Genomic DNA, 24,752 nt, shown 5'->3' on the forward strand with positions numbered 1-24,752 from the left:
TTTGCATAAGAGACAATCTTTTCAGGGGAACAGGAATGCCAAACGGCATTCCTGTTTTTTTTAGCTAACTATGTGTATGTCGTTTATTCCCTTTTTTTGCCATCCGCAACACGTCCCGCTGACGAACAACCTCTGATACTTTAATACATATTACAGTCAAGAATAAGTATCTATATATCTGACAATTATCATATTTTTTTCCGTGCATTTACAATAATTTTAACCTTATCGTGCAATTGTTTAATTATATATGGACGCTAAAGATAAAAGGATGAAAAGTGTACTCGTTATTGACGACAATATCTCCATTCTCGAAAATATCCAAGCCATGTTGGAATTGGCTGGATACAAAGTAAAATCTGCCACAAATGGAGAAAAGGGAGTGGCTCTGGCTGAGGCAATGATGCCGGATATAATTTTATGCGATATAGTAATGCCTGGCATGGATGGCTTTGAGGTGCTAAGAAAGGTGCGAAGCAATAATAGGATCGGGACCACGCCCTTTATATTTTTGTCTGCCTTAAATGAAAAGCATCAGATTAGAAAGGGGATGAATGTAGGAGCGGATGACTTCCTTACCAAACCTTTTGACGAAGCCGAACTCATTGAAGCCATTGAAAGCCGTTTGCAAAGAATTGAATTTTTGAAAAAAGACTTCTTTAAAAGCCATATTGGAATAAATTCATTCTTCAAGGAAGCTTCCCAATTCGTAAAATTTGAGAGCCTTACCGAAAATAGGGATTGGGAAGAATATAATGCCCAGGAAATAATTTTTAGGGAAGGTCGCAATGCCCATAAATTTTATTTTGTACATACGGGTAGTGTAAAAACCTATAAAACTACTACTGAAGGCAAGGAATTCATAACAGGAATCTATGGTCCGGGGGATTTTTTTGGACAAATATCCCTAATAAATAAAAAAGGACAGTACCTGGATACCGCTTTCACACTTAAAAAATCAAAATTAATTGGAATTTCAAAAGATGATTTCAATAATATTTTGCACAGTAATAATGAAGTGTCCAATAAATTTATAGATATCATTTCCAACAATTTAATTGAGATACAGGATCAGCTCATAAACATGGCATATGCACCCGTTAGGAAGCGAGCGGCCAAGGCTTTGTTGCTATTGGATGCTAAAAATTCCAAGAGCACTTTGGAAACTGTTGCCATACGTATACAAAGGGAAGATTTTGCAAGTATGATTGGCACTGCTACAGAAACAGCTATACGGTCGCTTTCGGAATTTAGGGAGGAGGGGCTTATTAAAATGGATGTTAACCATGATATCCATCTGGTAGATAAGGAGGAGTTGCAATATATAGCGGAAACAGAATGAAAAGCCGCTCCGCGTAATTTATAAGTTTTAAGGATTTTCTTCTTGCGGCAGTAGTATTGTGAAGGTAGTCCCTTTATTTTGTGTGCTTTTGAAGTTAATGCTCCCTCCCAAAAGATCCATATAGCGTTTTACAATGCTTAGGCCAAGACCTGTGCCAGGGATGTTGCCTGTATTTTTTGCCCTGAAGAAGCGGGTAAACAGATATTTTTGTTCTTCCTTGCAAATGCCAATGCCCTGATCCTTTACCTTCAACACAAATTGATTGTCAAGGAAGCAAACTTCGAGGGTTATCTCTTTTTCCGAATACTTAATGGCGTTGGAAAGTAGGTTGATTAAAATGTTATGTAGAATGTTTCTATCCGTAATAATTTGGGTAGGCCCTAGGAAAACACAATTTATTTTTTGTCCATCCTTGCACAAATCGTTCACTTCTTCAATACTTCGTTTTATAAATTCAGAAATATCGAAGGGTTCCTTGTTGACAACTACGATACCGCGTTCCAGTTTATCCAAGGAAAGAAAGTTGTTAAGAATGGAAGTGAAGTACTTTACGGATTCCTTTATTTTATCGATATGTTTTTGCTGATTTTCCAGCAGTCCTGCCTTTAAATATTTTTCAATCAAAATTATAGAGGAGAGCACAATGGTAATGGGCGTCCTTAATTCGTGGGAAGCAATAGAAATAAAAGCACTTTTCATTTCATTTAATTCACGCTCTTTTTTTAATGCGAGGCTTATTTTTTTTGTCCGGCGCTTAATTATGGTTTCCAATTCATCGGTATAATCCTTTTTATTTTTTTCCAGTTTTTTGCGTAAGGTAATGTCTTCGCCCGAACAAAGGGTTGCCATAACTGAACCCGAATTATCAAAAATAGGAGTATTTCTCCATGCTATGAGTTTTTTCTCCCCATTTTTACACACTACCTCGCATTCAAAATAAGGAACCCATAATAAATTTTTATTTTCGGAGTGGTAATAAACGTATTTATCGCTAAGGGTTTTGTGCGGATCTATAAACTGTAAAAACCAGTCTTTATCAGAAACATCCTGTTTTGAAAAGCCGAATGAACGAATAGCCTTTTTATTGATCAGTTGAACTTTTTGGTCATTATCAATTAACAGTAGAAGAACCGGAGCTGGATCTAGATATTTTTTAATGATTTTCTTTTCCCATTGCAACTTATTGTATGAATATTTTAATAGTTCCGTCGTCTTCTGATGCTTGGTTTGCTCTTCAAAGGCAATATGATAAAACTTCTTTCCATTGTGATCCGTATAGTGCTTAGTTCCGGAAATATAAATGGGGAAGTTGCCTTTTTTGGGATGTGTAACCAATAATGAAAAAGGTGCGGTAAAACCTTGCTGTATGTTCTCTATTAATTTAAGGGATGCCTCATCCTTTAAAAGTATTGCTAAAAGTGAATTGCCTATTAGATTGTCTTTTTCTAAACATAAAATAGTACAAGCGGTATTGTTAATATTCTTAATAATAAATTCAGTATTTAATATCAGCAACCCAATAGGCGCAAAGTCAAATAAATCCTTGTAATGGTTTGAAGATTGTTTAACAACAGAGTGCTTTTGAAGTTTGTCTATTCGTGGGGCAAAAACAGTTTTTTGTGTAAGCTTAGCTGTCTTTTTCCGAAGCTTGGAACAAGGCAAAGAGGGGCTTTTTGAAATTCTTTTTTCCTCAGGGGTTTTCATTTTTTTTGAAACTTCCTCAGTGCCCATCTTGATGTTTTTAAGTAAATGGAAAAATTGTATATACAATGGATTTAGATTCCTAAAGGTACACATTATTTTGAAGCCTATACGATTGGCAATCAAAAAAGTAATTGAATTTTAAATTAAGAATATTTGTATAAATTCCGACAAACGGATTACTTTAAGTTATCGTAAAACTTACAAGACTTTCTTAAAAGAATTTTACTTTCTCTTTCAATAAAGTAGTTCAATTTTCCAGTTTTGGTGCTTAAAGCGAAAACCTATATTCTTAAGAAAATCATTTCTATACTATTTTACCTATCTAATAGCGGGTTGAAATTGGCATAAAAAAGTAACGGGATATGATTTTATTGTATGTCCGTCATTTAAAAGTTGTAAAATTCAGTTTAAAATTACTACAGATGATTCAGGTCATTTCACAACCTCCCATTATTTAGTTATTTTATGATAATAGTTTTTTTAAAAATTTAGTTCAAATAACTAACCAATTTGTTGTTAACACTCTTAAAGGCTTTTTTGTGGGGTTCAATTATAGTTTTTAAGAGTGTTTTTTTTAAACAAAAACATATTAAGGTATTAAAATCCTTTCAACTTAATGCTATTATTAGCGTGTTCAAATAATGAAGCCATGTTACTATATGAAATCCAAATGAATTACAATAAAGAAATATGGGAAGAAAAAATGCATCGAGATGTATTTAAAGTAAAATCAACCTTACTTTATATTAATGAGGATATTCCATTGGTCATGAATCTTGTTACTTATTCTCAATATAATCGGATTATTCCCAATTTATTTGAAAGATTGTTGGGTTATAAAAATGAACTTTTAAGTATAGCAGGAGAAGTGAAAACCTTTGCGGAAGAGATAGATTTATTTGAAAACAGAATAAATTTATTTGCCATACACGAAGCTCCGAATACGCTTAAAGTTTTAGAAGAGGCTTATAATATTTTATTAACGCAAATAGAAAAACTGAAAACAGATTATGACAAAATAAAAGATGAAATTTTAACTTTTACGGATAGTTTAAAAAATGAAAAATTTAAGTGAACTGATTTAGGTCATTTCGTGTAAGTTCTATGCGTATTACCTTTAATATTATTAACAATTAAATATATACACCATGGCACTTATTAAATTTAACAACAGAAGTTTTCCTTGGTTTAACAATGAACTTTCCTCTTGGATAGATTCAGATTTGTTTGATGAAGAATTATTTTCCAATGGAAATGGAAAAAAAATTCCTGCGATGAATATAAAGGAAAACAAGAACGATTTTGAGGTGGAATTATCTGTTCCCGGATTTCAAAAAAAGGAAATTGAAATAGCTCTTGAAAATGATCAACTTATTGTAAGCGCTGAAAAGTCAGCAAAGGACATTCAAGAAAATGAAAACGGCTATACCCGTAAAGAATTCAGCTATAATGCATTCGAAAGAAGGATGAAACTTCCTGAAAGTGTGGATGCAAAAAAGGATGTTAAGGCAAACTACGACAATGGAATTCTTAAATTGAAACTTCACAAAAAAGAAGCGGCCAAGATTCCACCCAAAAAAATGATCCAAATTGCCTAAGACGAAGAGAATTGAATTATTTGAGGAGATATTTTCAATTTTTCAAATGGGCTAATCCAGAACGCGCGTTCTGGATTAGTATTTTAATACCCTACTACCTTATCTTTTTATTTTTTATCAGATAACCCAGGGGAATGAATCTAAATAAAATAGCAATCACTCTTATTTTATTTGTTTGGCATCTTTACTTATTTCACGTGTATGGCGCGTATTAAATTTGACGATAAAAAATTTTTACGATATAAGCAACAACTTATGTCGGGGCTAGACTTTGCTAGCTTTTTCGGAAAGCTTCCTTCTATGCGAAAGAAAATCAATTTTAAACGAAGTAATAATAAATAAGTCTTTTTAAACCATAGAAGGGTTTGAATTTTTGAATAAAATCTTTTCAAGCTCGTTGATAAAGGGTAATTGTCCTTCTAAGATTTTTGTTTTTGCCGCGGCAAAGTTGAACCAAGCTACCTTATCAATTTCGGGATAAGTGTATAATTTTCCATTTTTGGGAGGCCATTCCAACGAAAATTTATTGCTTTGCAAGTTATTGGGGTCAAAATCTTTTTCAAGCGCCAAGGCATGCACTACCTTACCACCTTTTTGCTTTACAGGCGTTAATTGTATGAAATCTCCTTGAGGTCTAATTCCCAACTCTTCCTTAGTCTCTCTTAAAGCAGCAGTAATTATATTTTCTCCATTTTTAATTTCCCCCTTGGGAATAGTCCACGCCCCCACATCCTTTTTAGCCCAAAATGGTCCGCCGGGATGGCAAAGTAAGACTTTCCATTCCTTATTCTTTAGGGCATATAACAGCAGGCCTGCACTCTCTTTGGGCATAGTTTATTTTATTTTATTCCCAATATATAATCATAAAACATCACACCCTAAGTACAAATCATAATCCCTCTGTTTACTCGGGGAGAAAGCTGATGTCACTATTTGGATTATTGCTTTTTGAGTAGTTCCAACTTTTTTTCAAGTGCTGCTATTATCTCATGACTTTTATCGGTTAAATTGGAAATTGTTGAATTTAGGCTTCTTTCAAATTCCATCTTTTTTGTATGTGCTGTGGCGGCAATCTCATCTTTCACATGTTTTATTTTTTCGCTCAGTTCACGTGCGGTTTCTGCGGATGTATGCTTGATTTTATGTCGCGTTTTTGAGCCTTTTTGAGGGGCGTATAAAATTCCTAATACACTGCCAATCAAAGCTCCCGATAAAAAGGCAAGGGCTATATTTTTTTTAGAAGTTTCCATAAATACAATTGTTTAAGTAATTGGGTTTATACTTTAAAGTTATAGCAATCATATTCTTTTGGAAATGATATACATCAGCTCCTAAAACATATAATTCATTTTTTTTCAACCTATTCCGAATAACACAGATGCCACAAGAATTTACAGGCCAATGGGTGGATTTCGTAAAGATTGGAATTATTTATGATGATTGTTATTGTTTCATTTTCGTGTTTTTATGTTCCCTTAAAACCGAGTTTCTGTAGTTTTGAAACAGCTTCATTATAACCAATTTCAAAAATGGTATCCATATTCCTCCAATCAAATATACCGAAACGGGAAATTGTAGGCGGGGCTATTAGCACATCACATTTTGAAAGTTTGGAAACACTCTGATTGTCGAGACTTATTTGATACGCTCTATTTGCCACTTGATATGAAGATTGGAGGGATTCCACGGTAATATCCTCCAATCGATTTACATAAGATCCAATAAGGGTGTCGCATACCGTTTCAATAGAACCCACTGGAAAATTATTAAGCACTCCACCATCTATATAAAGGGCCCCATTGATGGTTACAGGGGTAAAGATTCCAGGAAAAGCCGAAGATGCAAGAATGGAGGGAATAAGGTTTCCAGATTTAAAAACCATCTCCTTGCCAGTTACAAGGTTGGTGGCGGTAATGTAAAGATGTTTCTGAAGTGTAAGGAAATCATCTTGCTCAAAATAGGGTAGGAAGTCATCATAAAATTTAGAAGAATCTATAAATCCGGGCTTACGGCGTGCATACCTTTTAATATGGAATATAGAAACTCTTTTAAAAAAGGACAATATTTCCTGCCAGGAAGTCCCATTTGCGTATAAAGCTCCTACAATAGCGCCCGCACTGGCACCTGCAATATGAGTTATAGTAATATTCTCTTCTTCAAGAGCCTTGAGCACTCCCACGTGTGCCACCCCTCTGGTGCCACCACCCGATAATACCAAACCAACTTTCATTTGATTACGTTGTGTACCAATAAATTATATTTTCAGTTTCTTTCAAGTCTTTCATTGCTTGACTTATCGAGATTACAAAACTTTTATATTCTAAATAGATAAAACTTTTGTGAGTTAAAGGCATTTTTTTAATTAATTCTGTTATGTTTTAAAAGTTGTAATCGCTTGGATCCATATATTTACTCCCTGTCTTTTTTTGGTAAATTATTTTCTTTTTCGGGGTTTAAAACCTATTAAAGGTCGCGCTTCCTGGTCCCTTTTTTCCATTTCTTCCTCAAGTCTTTTATACTCACTAATGTCCTTAATAGTGACCACAGCGGCAATCACTTTGTTTTCAGTATTAAAAATGGGCCTTCCACTCAGCAGCACCCGATGCATCTCCTCAGTCGATAGGCTTTTTAGGAGTACATCCAGATCGTTTGTTATTTCACCTTTAAAGGCCCGCGTAGCGGGTAACTCCTGAGCTGGGAATGTTTTGTTTCCTTCTGGATAAAGCACCTCAAAATGGTCTGATAAATTTATGGATATTTTTGAATCATCCTCAATTCCAAAAAGGCGATTGGCCACCTCATTGGCCAAAATTATTTTCTTTTTATTATTTGCCACGAGAACACCATCACTGATATTTTCCAATATTAAATTCAACTTTTGTTGACTTTCGTACAATTCGTCAATGAGCTGTTCTTCTTCCTTTTCATGCTGCAAAGCCGCTGTAATATCACGCACAATTGCATAAAAGTTGCCTGTGGTCTTCTCGGCTGTAGCATTCCAAGCGAGCCATTTTATGGTACCATCCTTGCAAACCCACCTGTTTTTAAAATTTATTAATTCAGTTCCTTGTGCGAGTTTTTCTATTTCGGCTTCCGTTCTTTCCAAATCATCGTGAAAGATGAAGGTGGCAAAGGGTTTGTCCAGTAGTTCAGCCGTTGTATATCCCAGAAGCTTGCCCAAAGCGGGATTAACCTTAATGAATTTTTCCTTTGTGGCTATTACTAGGCTGTCTATCGACAAATTAAAGAAGGCGTCTGCCGCTTTTAAAGAATCTATCCCCGATTTTCTTTCCGTAATATCGGTAGAGATATTGCCAATGGCATAAATTCTATTTTCGGCATCAAACAAAGGAAACTTAACGGACAGATAGGTGTGTGGACCTGAAGGGAGTTCAAAACTTTCTTCTAACTGTACTTCCCTTCCTGCCTTTATAACTTCCAAATCTGCATTGCGATAGCGGTCTGCAACTTCCGATGGCAGAAATTCGTGATTGGTGCTTCCCACGATATTCTTTCCATTTATAGGGAAAAGGGATTGAAATTCCTTGTTCACAAATAAATATTCCCCATTAATCTTTTTTACCGAAATGGCACTATTTGTATTGTCGATTATAGACTGCAACAATTTTTCGTTTTTCAATAATGCCTGTTCCGAAATTCTTTTTGCTCGCAATTGTGATGTTAAGATAAAAAAAACCGTAGTTAGCATACCCAAGGAGAGAATAATAAGGCCCATTGCCGCCCATAGCCATACAGGCTCTGTAGTTAAAGGTATTATATTCCATAAGATAATACCAAGGAGGAACATTACCACCATATTGATGATATAGCCCGCCAAAATCTTTTTTTCGAAGGAGATTTTCATAGAATGGAACTTTGTAAAAAAAATGTTCCGTAAAAATAAGGTGCAAGACGCTGTTGTAATATGATAAATATCAGCCTGTTTATCATATCAAATTTACGAGTTTAACTGTTAGGGGAGGCTATTGGATACCCCCAAACATATAGTTAGCATTTCTGCCCTTGGAATAAACTCATTAACATATATAGAAAAATTTCCCTAGCTGATGAATATCATTTACGGCTACATTTCAAAATTATACTTTTAGATAATCATTAAATCCTACGATTATGAAAAGGAAATTTTTACTGCCAACGGATTTTTCCAAAAATGCCTGGAGCGCGCTTATGTATGCCAGCAGGCTGTACAAAAATGAAGAAGTGGATTTTTTTCTTCTCCATGCATTTACTGTAAACAGTTTTGTTCTAGAAAATATGATGGTGCCCGAACCTGGCGAAAAGTGGTATGAGGATGCCAAGGCAAAGGCAGCATTGAAAATGGAAAAATTACTTAAAGAGATAGAGATTTTGGATGTTCCCCCAAACCACAACTATTTTACCCATACTCTTTTTAATTCGCCATTAGAAGCGGTTATTCAGTTTGTGGAAGATAAGGATATTGATATGGTTATTGCCTCCACAAAGGGAGAAACGGACGAGGTGGGGACATTGATGGGAAGTAACAGTATTGACTTTATGGAATATGTGCGTAATTGTCCGGTGTTGGTAATTCCCGCCGATTTATATTTTACAAAACCCAATGAAATTGTTTTTCCTACCAGCTTTAAGACTCATTTTAAGAGAAGGGAGCTAGCCCACCTCTATGAAATAGCCAAAATTACAAATGCTCCGGTTCGCATATTATATGTTTCAAAGGACGAAATTCTATCGTCCCAACAAAAATTGAAAAAGAAGCTGTTGGAGGAATGTCTGGATGGGCTAGAATACACCTTCCATACCATAAGGAATACAGATGTATTAACGGGCCTAAATGTTTTTGCCCAAAGCAGGAATAGTGGAATGATAGCATTTATCAATAAAAAGCATGCATTCCTTACAACTATTTTTTCCAAGCCCATGGTTAAGGAGTTGGGTTTTAATGCAAAAGTGCCGGTTCTGGCCTTGCATGATTTACGCAATTAAATTTTACTGATCATAGAATACTTTTTAAATAACCATAAGCAGCCTATTTTATAAAATGCAGCTTATTAAAAAAAATGAAACGATGACACCAAAAACCCACTTAAAATTTATAGAATGGAGAAATACCGCTGGTTTGCACGAAGACACCCTACAAAGCATCTCAGAACTCAATTTTCTAAAAGATGAACTGAAGTTTTTAAAAAAAATAGTAACTGAGTATGCCCTAAATATCATTGTTGAAAAAACTATTGTTGATGGAGCTAAGATCAATACTGATTTGGGTAGGTACACGTATAGAGCACAACAGCTTTTAAAGGATTTAAAAGTGCATGCAAATCAACTAAAGGTACTCTTAGACGATATTGACGTACCCGATGAACTTCAAGTTTATAAGGCAAAGCATTATAAATTGATGCTTGATACCTTGGATTTGCATGTAGATGTAAAGAAAACAAAACGAAAAATATTTTCATTGCTTGGTGCAATTATAAAAAATAACAAACGAAGAAAAATTTCCAATCTATAATTGGTTTTATAGATTCTTGTTGAATATTATTCCGCTTTATGTATATCATATCGCGCACACTCCTGTATTATCTATAAACTAATCCATAAGTAAATCAGCCCCTTAAAAATTCTTATTTAGATTTATTATAAATAATTTGCATGTACAGTTTTTGACAAATATATTTGCCGAAAATTATTATTTATATCTAGTCTAAATAAAGAACAATGAAAAACCAACTAATCACCCTTTTTACATTTCTCATCACAACTTATACCTTCGCACAAAATGCATCCATTTCCGGCACTGTAAAAGATAATAATCAAAACCCACTCTCGGGAGTAAATGTTTTTATCAAAAATGGCACTAAAGGAACCCAATCCAATGAAAACGGAACTTTCAGAATTGAAAATCTAACGAGCGGCAGTTACATACTTTCCGTTTCCTATTTGGGATTTAAAACAAGGGAAATTAATTTTTCGGTTGAAGCCAACCAAAATCTGGAACTTGAAACCATAACCCTATACGAAGGAAATGAAATTCTTAATGAAGTGGTCATAGAAGGAGAGCGCACCAATAAATTCTCAAGAAAACAAACGGCATATGTGGCCAAACTTCCCTTAAAGGATATAGAAAATACCCAAGTGTATAGCACCATAACCACCGAGCTTTTAGAATCGCAAGTAATTACAAATTTTGACGATGCCCTTAAAAATACCCCAGGCGTGGAACAGCTTTGGGCATCCACAGGCCGTGGAGGAGATGGGGCGGGATATTATTCGCTCCGTGGGTTTTCGGTGCAGCCGCAATTAGTAAATGGATTGCCCGGCCTGACCAATGGAACCATAAATCCCGCAAATGTGGAGCGCATTGAAGTGCTAAAAGGTCCTTCTGCAACTTTATTTGGAAATGCTGTAAGCTCCTATGGCGGACTCATAAATGTAGTTACCAAAAAACCCTATGTGGGAACAGGAGGGGAGCTGTCGTTTACTTCCGGTACCTACGGCTTAAACCAAATTATAGGCGATTTCAATACTGCGCTAAGTAAGGAAGACAATCTATATTTCAGAATAAATACGGCCTATACTACCGAACAAAGTTTTCAGGATGCAGGTTTTAGAAAATCCTTTTTTGTTGCACCTTCACTTTCCTATAAAGTGAATAATAGGCTTTCCTTTTCGCTTTATGCTGAAATAACCCAGGCTGAACAAACAAACCCCATGTTTTTGTTCTTAAACAGAAGTGCGCCCACGGAAGCGAATAATCTTGAGGAATTGGGTTATAACAATAAACTGTCCTTTACCAGCAACGACTTAACCCTTAAAAACCCAAACCAGAACTACCGCATTGAAATGGATTACAAGCTTTCCGATAGTTGGGAATCACAAACCTTGCTTTCAAAAAGTACGACTTCCACAACCGGATATTATTCCTATTTGTTTGACTATGGCATTTTGGGGAATGATACATTTTCCCGCTTTATCAATAAACAAAATGCAAACACGCAAACAACAGACATCCAACAAAATTTTATAGGCGATTTTAAAATTGCCTCGCTTCGAAATAGAGTGGTAATCGGATTGGATTATTTTAACGCCACCCAAACCGATAACGGTACAGGCTATGCCTTTTACGGAAATATTACTCCCGAGGGAGGCGCTAACGGTGACAATCCATTTACACCAGAGGTTGAAACAGATGCATACCCACTCTCTACCGCGGGTGTTGATGCGGTATTGGCATCACAACCTGTGGGAAACAACAAATCCAAATACCATATTTACAGTATATATGCTTCAGATGTTTTAAACATTACTGATCAACTTTCCGCTATGGTAGGGTTGCGTTTGGATCGATTTGACAACGAAGGCGATTTGACCACTACCGAAGACGATTACGACCAAACAACCTTATCTCCAAAATTTGGATTGTTATACCAGCCAATAGCCGATAAGCTATCGGTTTTCGCAAACTATCAAAACGGCTTTACCAACGTAGCGCCACAATTGGTTGGAAACCCAGAGGATGGTCCACAAACCCTAAAGACCTTTGATCCCGAACAGGCCAACCAATTGGAATTTGGGGTAAAAACTAACCTTTTCAACAATAGATTGAATGCTACCGTAAGTTATTACGATATAAAAGTGAAGGACCGCGTAATTACAGATCCAGCATCGCCATTCAATAAAATACAGGGTGGGGAAGTGGTCAGTAAAGGTTTTGAGATTGAAATAAACGCCAATCCCATTCCTGGCTTAAACCTTCGTGCAGGCTACAGCAATAACGATAGCGAAACCACAAAGTCTGACAATACCGAAATCCTAAACAGGCGTCCGCTGGAGGCTGGTCCGGAAACGCTTTACAATTTTTGGGCAAGCTATGAAATCCAAACAGGAAATCTCAATGGCTTCGGTCTAGGGGCAGGCCTTAATGGTGCCAGTGAAAGTTTTGCCATAAATTATGAATCTACCGGAGAATTTATACTCCCAAGCTATACCGTAGTAAACGCTTCCGTTTTTTATCAGGCAAATAAATACCGAATAGGTTTAAAATTAAACAATGCCCTTAATGAGGAATATTATAAGGGCTGGTCAACAATCAATCCACAGATGCCAAGAGCATTGCTGGCCAATATTTCCTACTCGTTTTAATTAGCAAATAAAAGGGCAGCTCGGTATGATATTGGGCTGTCCTTTTTAAAATCACTTCCATGTCTTTTAAAAAATTTATATTCCAACTGCATAAAATACTTGGCCTCACTACGGGCCTGGTAGTTTTTGTGGTAGCCATTACAGGTTGCTGTTGGGCGTTTCGCGAGGAAATAGAAAGCCTTTACAACGATTATAAAAAAGTAGAACCCCAAGAAACAGCCATCTTAACGCCAACGGAAGCAAAAGATATTGCAACCGCCGTCTTTCCCCAGCAAACAATTCACGGCACCCTTTTTAAAAAGGCCGATGATGCCATAGAGGTTATTTTTTATGACGCGGAACCCGAATTTTACCAAAGTGTATTTCTAAACCCATATTCCGGCAAGGTTATCCAGGTTGACGATCACCTCTCCGGATTCTTTCCCTTTATGCTAAAAGGGCATATGCGACTTTGGCTTCCTAAAAATATAGGGGAGCAGGTAGTGGGGGCTTCGATTCTGATTTTTATTGTGATCATTATTTCGGGTTTTATTTTATGGCTGCCTAAAAAGCGCAAAAATTTAAAACAACGTTTAAAATTCGACTGGAAGAAAACCACCAAATGGAAACGCAAGAATTTCGATTTACACTCCATAATTGGATTTTACGTGTGTTCACTTGCATTAATCCTCGCATTTACAGGCTCGATAATGTCCTACAATTGGTTGAAATATGTAGTCTATAAATCGGTTGGAGGGGAAAAGGAAGCGCAATTTATCATTCCTGAAAACTTAAGCGCTGGAATCAATAATGATAGCATTGCGCCTATGGATTATTTGATTGTAAAACTTCAAAAGGAATCACCAAATGCTACAGCTTATGAGCTACATTACCCAAATACCCCCGATGAAAGTATTTATGTGGAAGTATCAAACAGCGAGGGTTTATATTATGATAACGATTATCGCTTTTTTGACCAAAACACTTTGGAAGAAATTGAAACCCCAGGTATCTATGGAAAATACAAAGATGCAAAGGTCGCCGATAAAATTTTGCGGATGAACTACGACATCCACATTGGCGCCATTGGCGGAATTGCCGGTAAAATAATTGCTTTTTTGGCGAGCCTGCTTATAGCAAGTCTTCCTGTTACGGGAGTTTTACTGTGGTATGGACGCAATTATAAAAAGAAGAAAAAAGTCTCATAAAGGGCAAGCTGTGTGAACAGCGAATATTTAAAAAAGCCTTTGTTTTTTTTGTTTTAAAAACTATAATTCTAGTTTTATAAAAGGACTTAAGTTGATTTCCTTTGCTTTTTTATATTTTTATTTTTTTCTAGGTTTGTTCAATAAAAATTAAGATTTATCAACCAGAAGTCTATTGCAGTACTACCATTCGTCAATATGAGCAATGATATTGACAACGACTACTTTTGCGATGGAATTACCGAGGAAATCATAAATGCACTAACAGCAGTTAACCAAATTAAGGTTATTGCAAGAACTTCTTCTTTCGCCTTTAAAGGAAGAGATATTGATATTAGGGAAATTGGTAAACAATTAAACGTAAATACAATTCTTGAAGGCAGCATAAAAAAATCACAAGAGCGGGTTAGAATAACAGCACAATTAATAGATGTTACGGATGGAACCCATTATTGGTCCAAAAGGTTTGACAGGGAACTAATTGATATATTCGATTTAGAAGATGAGATCAGTCTTGCCATAGCGGATGAAATCCGAAATAATTTTGGGCATTTTGAAGTAAAAGACCATTTAATTGAGCAACCCACTAAGAGTATTGATGCCTATCAATTATTTTTAAAAGGACGCTTTAATCAATTACAATGGACACCAGATGCCTTAAAAAAGGCTATCCAATTTTATAATGAAGCAATTTCATTGGATGTTAATTATGCAAAGGCATATTATGGCAATGTGCAATGCTATGAGTTGTTAACCACTTGGGGGTATATGGGTAAAGAGGAAGGAACTGAAAAAGCTTTTCTCAACTTAATGAAAGCCAAAGAAATTGATACCCATTTACCCGAACACTCCATGTGTTATGTAAATAAATGTTTTTGGAGAGAATGGGACTTTACATCTACTTATCATTACTTAAGAGATGTTCTTGCCATAAATCCCAATCATACCGATGCGCTGGATGTTATGGTGAAGTTATTTATGGCGCATGGCTATTTTAATGAAGCTATATTTTATGGAAAAAAATTGTTGGAGATAGATCCGCTTTCAGCAAACAACCAATACATTTTCGCAAATATTTATTACTATAAAGGGGATTTTGATATTGCCTTAACCCATATCACCAAGGCTATTCAGCTACGTCCTGATTTTGATTTGGCCTATCATAAAAAAGCGGTTTGTTTAATTGCACTTAATAAAAGGGAACAATTGGAAAATGAATTTCAATCCAATCCTTTGTGGGAAAAGATACAATTGTTACATGAAGCTGTAAATGAAAATAGAAAATCCTTGCCGAAAGAGGTTTTATCCCGCTTTCTTTCCAATCATTTAAAAAGGGACCAACTGACCTTGTTTGAGCTCTTTATTCTTGCCAACACAAATTACACAAAGGAAGCTTATGAATTACTGAAACAATTTGTAGCACAAAAGCGCGGACAAATTCTCAATTACAAACAAGAACCTTTGTTGAAACCCTTGAGAGCGTTTAACGATTTTTACAAGTTACATACAAGTAATTTTTCAATTGATGAAATAGTTGATGATCACAAAACTGTAGAAACCACCAAACCGCTTTTATTAGAGGAAGAACAAAAGGAATTACAAACCAAATTAATTGCTTATTTTAATGAAGAGAAACCTTATCTTGATGCTTCTTTATCATTAAATACAATTTCAGAAATACTAGAAATTTCAACCAATAAAGTTTCCTTTTTAATAAATGAAGTAATTGGCATGAATTTTAATCAGTATGTTAATTCCTACCGTTTAAAGCATTTTAAAACAATAGCCTTAGACCCTAAAAATTCGCACTTAACAATTCTTGGGTTAGCTTATGATAGCGGATTCAACTCAAAGAGTGTATTTAACACCTATTTTAAAAAAACGGAAGGCCTTACCCCCAGGGCTTGGTTAAAAGCCAATTCGTAGCAAATTTCCATCAATTCGTTTCAGATTATAATTCAGGACGATTGGCTTATTTCTCTTATAAATCTTTGCAGCATAATTAGTAATCTAAAAACGAACAGTTATGAAAGTAATTCAAAAATTCAGGTTGGTATGCGCCATCTTATGGTAAACATCATTGGAAAGTTTTTTATATTGAAGAAACTAAAAATTTTAAATAAAGAATAGGCCTGGGTAGCCACAACAGCTTAGGAATAACCAAACTTAAATAAATGAAAATTCTAAAACGACTTTTAAAAATTGGATTTGTCCTTTTTGGAATCATTATTCTAACGGGAACCATTATCCTCTGGATTGATTCGTTGGAGACTAATTATTTAAAGATTAATAAAAAAGACTCACTATCCAATCAATCTTACCTAATTACCAATGTCAACATCATTCCAATGAATCAAGACACTGTTTTGGTCAATAAAATGGTATTCATAAAGGAAGGAATTATACAGCAGATAGCAGATACCATAAATGTCCATGGAATTGAAATTATAGATGCCAAAAACAAGTACTTAACCCCGGGTTTAATCGATATGCACGTGCATCTGTGGGATAGATATGAACTGGGCCTGTACCTTGCAAACGGTGTTACCGCTATAAGAAATGTATGGGGTATGCCAATGCACTTAATAATTAAGGAAGATATATTAAATGATAGGATAATTTCACCCATCTTATTTACTACAGGGCCAAAACTAACAGGACCGGAATTTATTGGTGACGATAATTTGAATTTATTTAGCCCTGAAGAAGCGAAGGAAAAGGTGGTTTCATATAAAGACAGAGGTTACGACTTCATAAAAATTTATGATGGATTGGATAAGCCTATCTTTAATGCAGTTATTGAACAAGCAAAAATTTCTGAATTGGATATTGTTGCCCATCCTTCTAAAAAAGTGCAGTTTTCAGACCATTTGAATCCTCAAATCAAGTCTATTGAACATGCCGAAGAAATTGTACAGCAACCATTACAGTATGATTTGGATACGCTTAAAATGCAAACAATCATCGGTTTAATTTCCCAATCAAAACACCCAAGCTATTGTCCTACTTTAACGGTATTCAATAATATCTATCAAATGATGAACAATGATTCTATGCTGGATTCAGAACAGTTGGATTATATGAATCCTCTCGTGAAAAGAGTAGATAGTAAAAATCAATTCAACCGTTGGTTAACTGCCAAGCAAAATGATTCAACAACAGTCAGTAGAATTAAAAAGCAACATGATTTTCATCTTACCATAGTAAAAAAACTGAATGAATCAGGAGTAAATATTATTTGCGGAACAGATGCTGGAATTGGTGTTACTCTTCCTGGATTTTCAATGCATACCGAATTGAATTTTTACAAAGAAGCTGGCCTTTCCAATTATGAAGTTTTGAAGACCGCCACCGTAAATGCTTCCAAAACACACGCCATTATGAATTCGCTTGGCACTATAGAAGTTGGTAAAATGGCTAATTTATTGTTAGTTGATGAAAATCCGTTAATTACGTTATCAACCCTTCAAAAACCAATATATGTTTTTGTGGCGGGTCGAAAATTAGATAGAAATACTTTGGATATTTACCAAGACAAGGCAAAAAAACGGAATAACTTAATTGCTTCTTCGCTTAGGTATTTAGAAAACTTGATAGTTGAAAAATAACTACGTCACCTTGTATTTTGTAAAACCTAAAAAATGTTGTTGGAAGACAGCACTGAAAAGGTAAAACAACACCTAGATAAACCAACAGTATATCCAGAAGCGTTGCGCTAAAAGCAAAAAACGCAACGCTCAACTAGACTTAACCCTAAGATGTTAAGCTTTTTTTGTTCATTCTTAACTACTCTTTACACTTCATACTTCCCTTAGGTCAAATTAAAAGGTTTGAAATCATAATTCAGTACGATTGACCTTATAATGAATTAGATCTTTGTACCATAAAATTATCTAATATCAATTATTAAACACCAATAATGAAAACAACACCTAATGTTATTCTTTATGTATTTGTAATAGTATTTTCAACATTTACGTATGCACAAGAGAAAGAAGACTTAAAGCTAAAGACACCTTCCGAATTTAAACACGCCATAAGTGCTTGTCCTGTAGCAGTGGTATTTGGTATTTATTCTGTGAATTATGAATTCTTGTATCAAAAAAAGCACGGCTTTGTAGCGCGATTTGATTATGAAGCAATTCCCAAAACCTACACCGAGGCACGAATAGAATCCAGTGGGTATTCTTTTATACTGAACTATCGTTACCATTTCAATAAGCAAATGAATTCGTATTTTGCTGGAGCTTATGGCAGATACAGACAATTTAACGGGGAAGGTAAAATCAATGAAACGAATTTTGAATTTACTATGCCCGATGTGAGCTTTGGTATAAATGCAGGAAGAAAATGGGTTTGGAAAAGTGGTTTTACCTTGACCTTTGCACTTGGTTATGGTTTTTCAAATGAAGATTGGAATAGTAAGCCAAACACCCATGATGTCAATGAAATGATTAGGGATTTTAGGAGTGATTATGACTTTATAGATCCATTTTATGGAGAGTTTTCCATAGGCTACTCATTCTAAAATATAGAAAAATAAGATATATGTTTATTTCATCAGTGTTAACCATATGGTTTTACGGCTTACGATATATAAAATATAATAGAAAATAAATAGTACTATGAATTCATTTCAAAAAATAATTATTCCTGTATTAATTTTTATCGTTTCTGCGTTTCAAGTCTTACTTGCACAGACGGCTAACAAAATTGACTGGAAAGAAGATTTAAAAATCTATAAGGAATCTTTGGAGCAAAAACACATAGACCTGTACCATTCGGTATCCAAAGATGCGTTTTTAAGTGAATGGAGCAAGATTTATGACAATGTTGACTCGTTGAACGATTTTGACATTATTTTAAAATTAATGCGCTTAACAAGACGAATAAATGATGGCCATACAGCTGTATCACTAAGAAATATCACTACACATCGATTTCCATTCGAAATTGAATTTATTGAAGGACAATGGTACGTAACAAAAACCTTGAAGGAAAATGAACAGATTCTCAAAACAGCTTTGGAATCAATTAATGGTATTTCTATTGATACCGTGGCGAAAAAAGTTTCAGGGATAGCCCAATTTGTGGAAAATGAATATTCCTTAAAGGAAAGAACGGGTAGTTATTTGACCACTGCAGAATTACTCTTCCATCTCAATTTGATTGATTCTAGGGGTAACGCTAAATTTAGTTTTCGAGATAATAATAAAAAGTTACTGACTGCGGATTTGGAAGCGATTACTAATGAACAGTGGGAGGGAAGTGAGGTTTCCAAATTAGATTTAACTATACCTGAAATAAAAAAACCTACTATTGATAATCCTAATTTGTGGTATACCTCTATTTCAGGCACAAAAGCGATATATATAAATTTTGCCGGTTATCCATCCTTTGAAGAGATGCAAGTTTTTGGTGCGCAATTAGTATCTGAGATTCAAGAAAAACAGATTAAACAGGTAATTATTGATATGCGTGATAATGGAGGCGGAGATTTATATGTGGGTACCGTTCTGGCGTATGCGCTAAATCTGGCTGATTGTATAGATTGGAAAAATGGCGTGTTCGTATTAACGAGTAATAAAACCTTTTCTGCAGCAACAAGTAATGCAGCGCTATTTAAGCAATTGTTAAATGCAAAAATTGTTGGGCAGCCCACGGGTTCCAACCCAAATGGATATCAGGATATGGATAGTTTTACGCTGCCTAATTCAAAATTAGTTATTACATATTCCAAGCGGTTGTTTCGTTTATCACCTCAAGAAAATACTGCACTACAGCCTGATATAATTATAAATCAACAACAGCATGATTTCTTTATGGGAATTGATTCGGTTTTGAAGGAAGTGATACGTACATTATAAGGTATGTATGTAAAAAATTTAGGTTGCTTCAGTCAGTCTCTAGGTCGCTCAGACGTCCTTGATTGTGGTGATCGATGGGTTTTAAAAATGGAAACCAAAAAAGCTTCCAGCCTAATGGAATGCATAGCCATATTCTAAGCATTGAACCGAAAACCAACAACCGATAATCGAGAACGGATAACGGATAACCGATAACAAACCCTAGGATCACCCGTATAAAAGCGATACCAAAGCCATAGATACTTCCTATGAAAGCCACGTATACTCACAGTAATTTAGTCTAAATTTTTGGATAAACCTTCAGGACATATCATTCAAAACCTAAAATTAATTTTCATTTATTCCATTTTTTAAGGTATTCATAGATTGCATATTTAAAAACATTCTTGACAAATTTGTGAATATGAAAATTATAGACAATCAATAATAGAGGAATATTAAAACACTTTCTGGAATATTTTTCAAAAAAAATTATAAGCTAATAATAGGGATTGCATTATAGCTAAAGCTCTAGAACCGATTATATATAAATTAGACAGACATACGCAATTTTATACAAATATCATTTGAACTATAATTTATATTATGTAAAATGGAATATTTGCATACCCTCCAAATCCTTAGTAATATGTAATGAACAGAATACCAATTGTTATACCCTACCTTAAATTGAATCTACGTTAAAAATTGAAGTTTTAGAAATTTAATAAACGAATCTTCAGGATTATCCGTTTGCATCAGGCTTATATAGGCATTGTATGCATTGGTATGTATCGAAATCTTTTCGCGCAAGCCTGCCATCGAAGCAGCCTTTGCATAATATTCCTTAGATTTTTCAAAATCACCTTTATACAGAAATGCCTCCCCAAGTGTCGCCATTTTCCACAGACTTGGGAACGGATCTTTTTCCGTTGCTTTAAATGCGCGTTCGGCATACGCCGTCATTGCTGGTTTATCTTCCTGTAACAAATTTAAAAACGCCAGATTGATGGCGTGATAATATATCTGGTTGTGGTCTTGCTTTTCTTCGGCAACTTTTAGGGCTTCAGCATAATACTTTAGGGCCCTTTTTAAATCCTCAGCATTAAAACTATTGAGATATTGGCGTTTGTAGCGTTCTCCTAAAATACCCAACAACTTGGAATTATCTTTCGCCATTGGGTGCTCTACCAGAATTTTCATGGCCTCGTCCTCTCTTCCGGCGCCTTCCAAAGCGTACATCAACCGCTCCAGGCCTTTGCTGTCAAGGGTTTTCAACTTGGGTAACAACGAATTTATCACAGCATTATATTCGCCCAGTGCAATATTCACCTCTTCCTTATTTGAAAACGTATTTAGGAAACTCTTGTTCATCAAGGTATTCAATAGCAATTGATAACTGTCGTCATTTACATCATCTATCTGTACCAACGAAAAATGATCTGCCTCTATTATCTCTTGATATTCTTTAGGAAAGGGCTCTATACTTGAGGAAATCGGCACATATTCATCTTCGGTGGCAGCAATAGTCTTAAAAACAAAAGGATATTTATTTTGAAACTTTTCATCCCAATTATTCCGAAGCTTCCGCATATAGGGACTTCCTTCCTTGAGTTCCTTTTCGTCATTTCCGTAGGTGAAAAAGTTTTTTAACTGAATTTCTGGCAATCCATAGCTGGGCGTTCCAAAAAACAGCACGTGACTAATTCTATCCAAATCTACTTTATCGAGCTGCAAAATAGCCTGTTGGGCCACAATTCCCCCCAAATCGTGGGCAACTATGGCGATGCGCTTATACTTTGAAAACTTATTTCTGATTGAGGTATTCAAAAAGTCAGAATTACGCTTTATGTCGCTCGCGCAGGCCCAAATATTTTTCCCCATTTCAGGAACTACATTCCCGCTATACCCTAATGGGAACATATCCCAACCGTCCATTTGCTCATTGGCCATCAGCAGTTGTGGCGCTTCGGAAAAGGTGTTTTCTGCATCTCCTGAAAAACCATGCACAAAAAGTATAGCACTATTACTATTCTCAGTTTCTCTAAATTTTGTAACTGGTTCTTTTTTAGGTGTATTGTCTGCTCCTACTAAAGTTTCTATTTCAGCTTCATCAGTGTTTTCATCGATTAAATTTGTAGCAAAACTCACCACAAAATCCTCAAATATTTGCAGATTTGCATATGGATTTTGGTCCGGATATATCTCCGGAACCTTTTTGAAGATGTATTGCACTACCTCAAAAATGCGCACCAACGGGTCACTTGGGTCATATTTTGAATCCCCGCGAAATACTTCTATTAAACATTTGGTAAATAAGCTGTTTTCATCCCCTTCCAAAATTACGCTCAACTGTTCCGCGCGACAGGCTGAAACTATGGTCATTCCCCGTCCGTCGTCAAGATTTTGGGCAAGTCCGTCGGCATTGGTATGCCGTGGCTGCGAATTTAAACCTGTTACTCCTGCCGTCATTCCTGCAGCGTGGCAGCAGTCCAAAAAGAAAATCAGTCTTCTGGATTTCAATTGTGAAATCTTGTATTTTATCTCTTCAGCTTTAATCCAAGTGCTCTCGTAATTGTTCGGATCGTAGTCATTTGGGCATAAATGAAAGTATTTTTGATTCTCTGACTCTGGTTTCTTTTTGGCTTCATCCTTTATAAAGGTATTGTCGCTATACATTCCGCCATGACCGGAGTAATAGAGCAAAACTGATGAATCTTCATCGGTACGATCCAACAAATCATCAAATGCTTTGAGAATGCCTAGGCGCGTGGCTTTCTTTCCTGTAAGTATTTTTATGTTTTTCTTGTAATAACTACCGTGTTTTTTGTCACCCAATATTTTGTATAATGCCTTGGCATCGGTTACGGTTTCAGGTAAATCGGCACTTCCTACCCCAATCACTAGTGCATGAGCTTTTTTGAGTTTTGCCATTTTGATAGATTTTTAAAAGCTTGGAAGGATTATTTCCAGAAGTTCATAACCTCCTCAAACGCTTTTGTTTTGTTATACTTTTTGAATTGGGGGTCGTTTTTAAAGAATTTCCAATGGTATAGATGTCCATTGGCGACGGCTTTTAGCAAATGCTTGTACAGCTCGGGTTCGTTGTTGATTGCAGCGTTATATTGAGCAATTGCGTAATCTATTTCCCCAAATTGGTGGTCTGCCCGTAAGCCTTCCAAGGTGCGTAGATTTTTTTCAGCATCAGCTACTTTTTCACGTTTTTGGTTGCTAATGGCCAATTTCACCAAAACATCAGTATTTTTAGGTTCTTGACCATACACATCTTTTAAAATACGCTGTGCTTTTTGATATTCTTCTTTATAAAAAAAAGCATCCGCCAGTATTTTTGGGGCTGCTGTTCCCTTTTCGGCATTTATTACTTTGTTTAAATATTCATTGGCTTTCTCCTTTTGTCCTTTCAGCAAATATTCCTTTCCAGCTTGCAGATAAAGCTCTTGGACTTCGGCGGACGCCGCAATAATAGCAATCTTTCGCAGAAATTGGTCCAACTCCTCCCCTTTTCCCGCTCTTATATAAGCTATAGTCAAGGGTCTGTTAAGCAGTGTTGCTTCCACTTCTTTTTGAGTGTTTTCCATAAGTTGTATGGCTGAATTGTATTTGCCCAATTCAATATCGGCATAGGCTTTTACGTAAATACGAATGGTGCAGTCTGAACAGTTTTGAAGGTTCATACTGTCCATTGCCACCGTTTTGTAAATGGCCTCCACATCTTCCGGGCGGTTCACATACTGTAGGGCCACAACCATTGCTGTTTTGTTGGTTTGCAAATCAAATGGAGCTATTTCATATTCCTTTAAAATGGTTTTATAAACGGTTCTGTTTTCTCCTTTTAGTAAAGCTTTATACATATTCAAAAGATTCAACTGTCTTTTGTTACTATAGGAATCTGGTTTTATTTGTTTTAATAAAGAATCAGCAGTTTTGAATTCACCAAGGTTGTAATAATGGGCAACGCGCAACACCTTTGGCTCAAAATAGGTGGAATCTGCGGCAATGGATTTGTTCAATAATTCAATATATGCTTCATTATCGTTGCTGTATTTTGCTTCCAATAAATATTTATAGGCCTCATATTTGGGAGGAGTTTCCTGAAGCATTAATTTTTTTTGGTCTTCCGTGATAAAGTAACCAGTGATGGATTCATTTAGTTCTTCAATGCAATTTAATGGGTTCTCAGCAGCACATTCTGTGGGTTTAAAAGAAATATTGGTCTTGTTGGTCTTTCCGTCGGTGAGCATTCCCTGAAATAATAGGTTTCCATTTTTTAGGTAGAAATTTCCCGAAATAATTTTACTGGGTTTCAAGTATTCCTTTACGATGGTGCGCTCATCCTCTTCGATGTTTCTTCCCTTTAAAATACTTCTGTATTCGTTAATTTGATCTTGGGTAATTACTTGCGCTACGTCGTTTTCGGTGATTCCATGGGTAATCCAGTCTGAGGCCATTTTACTTACAATATCATACTTAGGATCTCCAGTATTGTTTCCAAACTTGAGTACCGCAATCTTATCGCTTTTAATTACTTTGGGAAAAATATCAGTGCTTGACTGCGAAAAATTCCTCTTAACTATCAAAAAAACTGCAATAACGCATAGAGAGGTTATGATACCTAAGGCAGAGAAATACATTTTTTGAAAAGTGGTTCTTTTTTTTCTTTCCCTTTCATCAATTTCTGTTTCAGTTTTATGCAGTGGCGCTACGCGAAATTTCCATAGAAAAAAAATATAGAGTGGAAAACAAAGCAACAATACGATAATCAAGAATGCAACAGACTTTTGTGGAAGTCCCAAAGGTTGCCATGTTATGGAAAGTACCTGCAAGATTACCCAAGAAGATACAATATAGATGGACAGCATTTTAAAAACTTCCTTTTCGTGGCACTGCTTAAAAAAGGACTTTAATTTCATACAATCTG

At 35.6% G+C, this 24,752-nt stretch carries 18 protein-coding genes; 11 read left to right on the top strand and 7 right to left on the bottom strand.

All coding sequences use genetic code 11. The features are described 5' to 3' along the window. Positions 1–271 precede the first annotated feature (271 nt). Entirely contained in the window at positions 272–1,342 is a 1,071-nt protein-coding gene (locus JK629_RS12660) for a response regulator (protein ID WP_202335984.1), read from the top strand. Positions 1,343–1,369: 27 nt separating this feature from the next. Here JK629_RS12660 and JK629_RS12665 read toward each other — a convergent pair whose 3' ends face one another. Then, on the bottom strand, positions 1,370–3,073 hold the full coding sequence (locus JK629_RS12665) for a sensor histidine kinase (protein ID WP_202335985.1): 1,704 nt from the start codon (positions 3,071–3,073) through the stop codon (positions 1,370–1,372). Between the two features lie 589 nt (positions 3,074–3,662). Here JK629_RS12665 and JK629_RS12670 point away from each other — a divergent pair. Together JK629_RS12670 and JK629_RS12675 are read left to right on the top strand one after the other, a co-directional pair. Continuing rightward, positions 3,663–4,121 (top strand): hypothetical protein, encoded by a 459-nt coding sequence (locus tag JK629_RS12670; protein ID WP_202335986.1) that lies wholly within the window; start codon positions 3,663–3,665, stop codon positions 4,119–4,121. 73 nt (positions 4,122–4,194) lie between these two features. Further along, on the top strand, positions 4,195–4,644 hold the full coding sequence (locus JK629_RS12675; RefSeq protein ID WP_202335987.1) for an Hsp20/alpha crystallin family protein: 450 nt from the start codon (positions 4,195–4,197) through the stop codon (positions 4,642–4,644). 348 nt (positions 4,645–4,992) lie between these two features. Here the strand turns inward: JK629_RS12675 and JK629_RS12680 are convergent, their stop codons facing one another. The 4 genes from JK629_RS12680 to JK629_RS12695 form a co-directional block, all read right to left on the bottom strand. After that, entirely contained in the window at positions 4,993–5,475 is a 483-nt protein-coding gene (locus JK629_RS12680; RefSeq protein ID WP_202335988.1) for an NUDIX domain-containing protein, read from the bottom strand. 107 nt (positions 5,476–5,582) lie between these two features. Continuing rightward, positions 5,583–5,894, bottom strand: a complete 312-nt coding sequence (locus tag JK629_RS12685) for a YtxH domain-containing protein (RefSeq protein ID WP_202335989.1) — start codon at positions 5,892–5,894, stop codon at positions 5,583–5,585. Positions 5,895–6,109: 215 nt separating this feature from the next. Further along, on the bottom strand, positions 6,110–6,874 hold the full coding sequence (locus JK629_RS15630; protein WP_202335990.1) for a patatin-like phospholipase family protein: 765 nt from the start codon (positions 6,872–6,874) through the stop codon (positions 6,110–6,112). A 204-nt stretch (positions 6,875–7,078) separates the two neighbouring features. Beyond that, positions 7,079–8,509 carry a PAS domain-containing protein gene (locus tag JK629_RS12695; RefSeq protein ID WP_202335991.1) on the bottom strand — a complete coding sequence of 477 codons (1,431 nt, stop codon included), beginning with the start codon at positions 8,507–8,509 and terminating at the stop codon, positions 7,079–7,081. Between the two features lie 266 nt (positions 8,510–8,775). On the opposite strand from JK629_RS12695, the gene JK629_RS12700 reads away from it, so the two are divergent. The 8 genes from JK629_RS12700 to JK629_RS12735 all read left to right on the top strand — a co-directional run bounded on the left by JK629_RS12700 (position 8,776) and on the right by JK629_RS12735 (position 19,834). Continuing rightward, the gene (locus JK629_RS12700; protein ID WP_202335992.1) at positions 8,776–9,627 is read left to right on the top strand and encodes a universal stress protein; all 852 of its coding nucleotides are present in this window, start codon (positions 8,776–8,778) and stop codon (positions 9,625–9,627) included. A gap of 82 nt (positions 9,628–9,709) precedes the next feature. Beyond that, on the top strand, positions 9,710–10,153 hold the full coding sequence (locus tag JK629_RS12705; protein WP_202335993.1) for a hypothetical protein: 444 nt from the start codon (positions 9,710–9,712) through the stop codon (positions 10,151–10,153). A gap of 206 nt (positions 10,154–10,359) precedes the next feature. After that, positions 10,360–12,783: a TonB-dependent receptor gene (locus JK629_RS12710; protein ID WP_202335994.1), complete on the top strand. Its 2,424-nt coding sequence runs from the start codon at positions 10,360–10,362 to the stop codon at positions 12,781–12,783. 59 nt (positions 12,784–12,842) lie between these two features. Continuing rightward, positions 12,843–13,970 carry a PepSY-associated TM helix domain-containing protein gene (locus JK629_RS12715; RefSeq protein WP_202335995.1) on the top strand — a complete coding sequence of 376 codons (1,128 nt, stop codon included), beginning with the start codon at positions 12,843–12,845 and terminating at the stop codon, positions 13,968–13,970. A gap of 195 nt (positions 13,971–14,165) precedes the next feature. Then, positions 14,166–15,893 carry a helix-turn-helix domain-containing protein gene (locus tag JK629_RS12720; protein WP_202335996.1) on the top strand — a complete coding sequence of 576 codons (1,728 nt, stop codon included), beginning with the start codon at positions 14,166–14,168 and terminating at the stop codon, positions 15,891–15,893. A gap of 248 nt (positions 15,894–16,141) precedes the next feature. After that, positions 16,142–17,575: an amidohydrolase family protein gene (locus JK629_RS12725; RefSeq protein WP_202335997.1), complete on the top strand. Its 1,434-nt coding sequence runs from the start codon at positions 16,142–16,144 to the stop codon at positions 17,573–17,575. Between the two features lie 311 nt (positions 17,576–17,886). Continuing rightward, positions 17,887–18,495 carry a DUF3575 domain-containing protein gene (locus JK629_RS12730; RefSeq protein WP_202335998.1) on the top strand — a complete coding sequence of 203 codons (609 nt, stop codon included), beginning with the start codon at positions 17,887–17,889 and terminating at the stop codon, positions 18,493–18,495. 97 nt (positions 18,496–18,592) lie between these two features. Beyond that, complete coding sequence (locus tag JK629_RS12735) at positions 18,593–19,834, top strand: S41 family peptidase (RefSeq protein ID WP_202335999.1); 1,242 nt, start codon at positions 18,593–18,595, stop codon at positions 19,832–19,834. Positions 19,835–20,509: 675 nt separating this feature from the next. Here the strand turns inward: JK629_RS12735 and JK629_RS12740 are convergent. Both JK629_RS12740 and JK629_RS12745 read right to left on the bottom strand, forming a co-directional pair. Next, entirely contained in the window at positions 20,510–22,747 is a 2,238-nt protein-coding gene (locus JK629_RS12740) for a caspase family protein (RefSeq protein WP_202336000.1), read from the bottom strand. A 29-nt stretch (positions 22,748–22,776) separates the two neighbouring features. Beyond that, positions 22,777–24,744: a tetratricopeptide repeat protein gene (locus tag JK629_RS12745; protein WP_202336001.1), complete on the bottom strand. Its 1,968-nt coding sequence runs from the start codon at positions 24,742–24,744 to the stop codon at positions 22,777–22,779. Between the last annotated feature and the right edge of the window lie 8 nt (positions 24,745–24,752).

Source organism: Aequorivita iocasae (assembly GCF_016757735.1).
Taxonomy (GTDB): Bacteria; Bacteroidota; Bacteroidia; order Flavobacteriales; family Flavobacteriaceae; genus Aequorivita; species Aequorivita iocasae.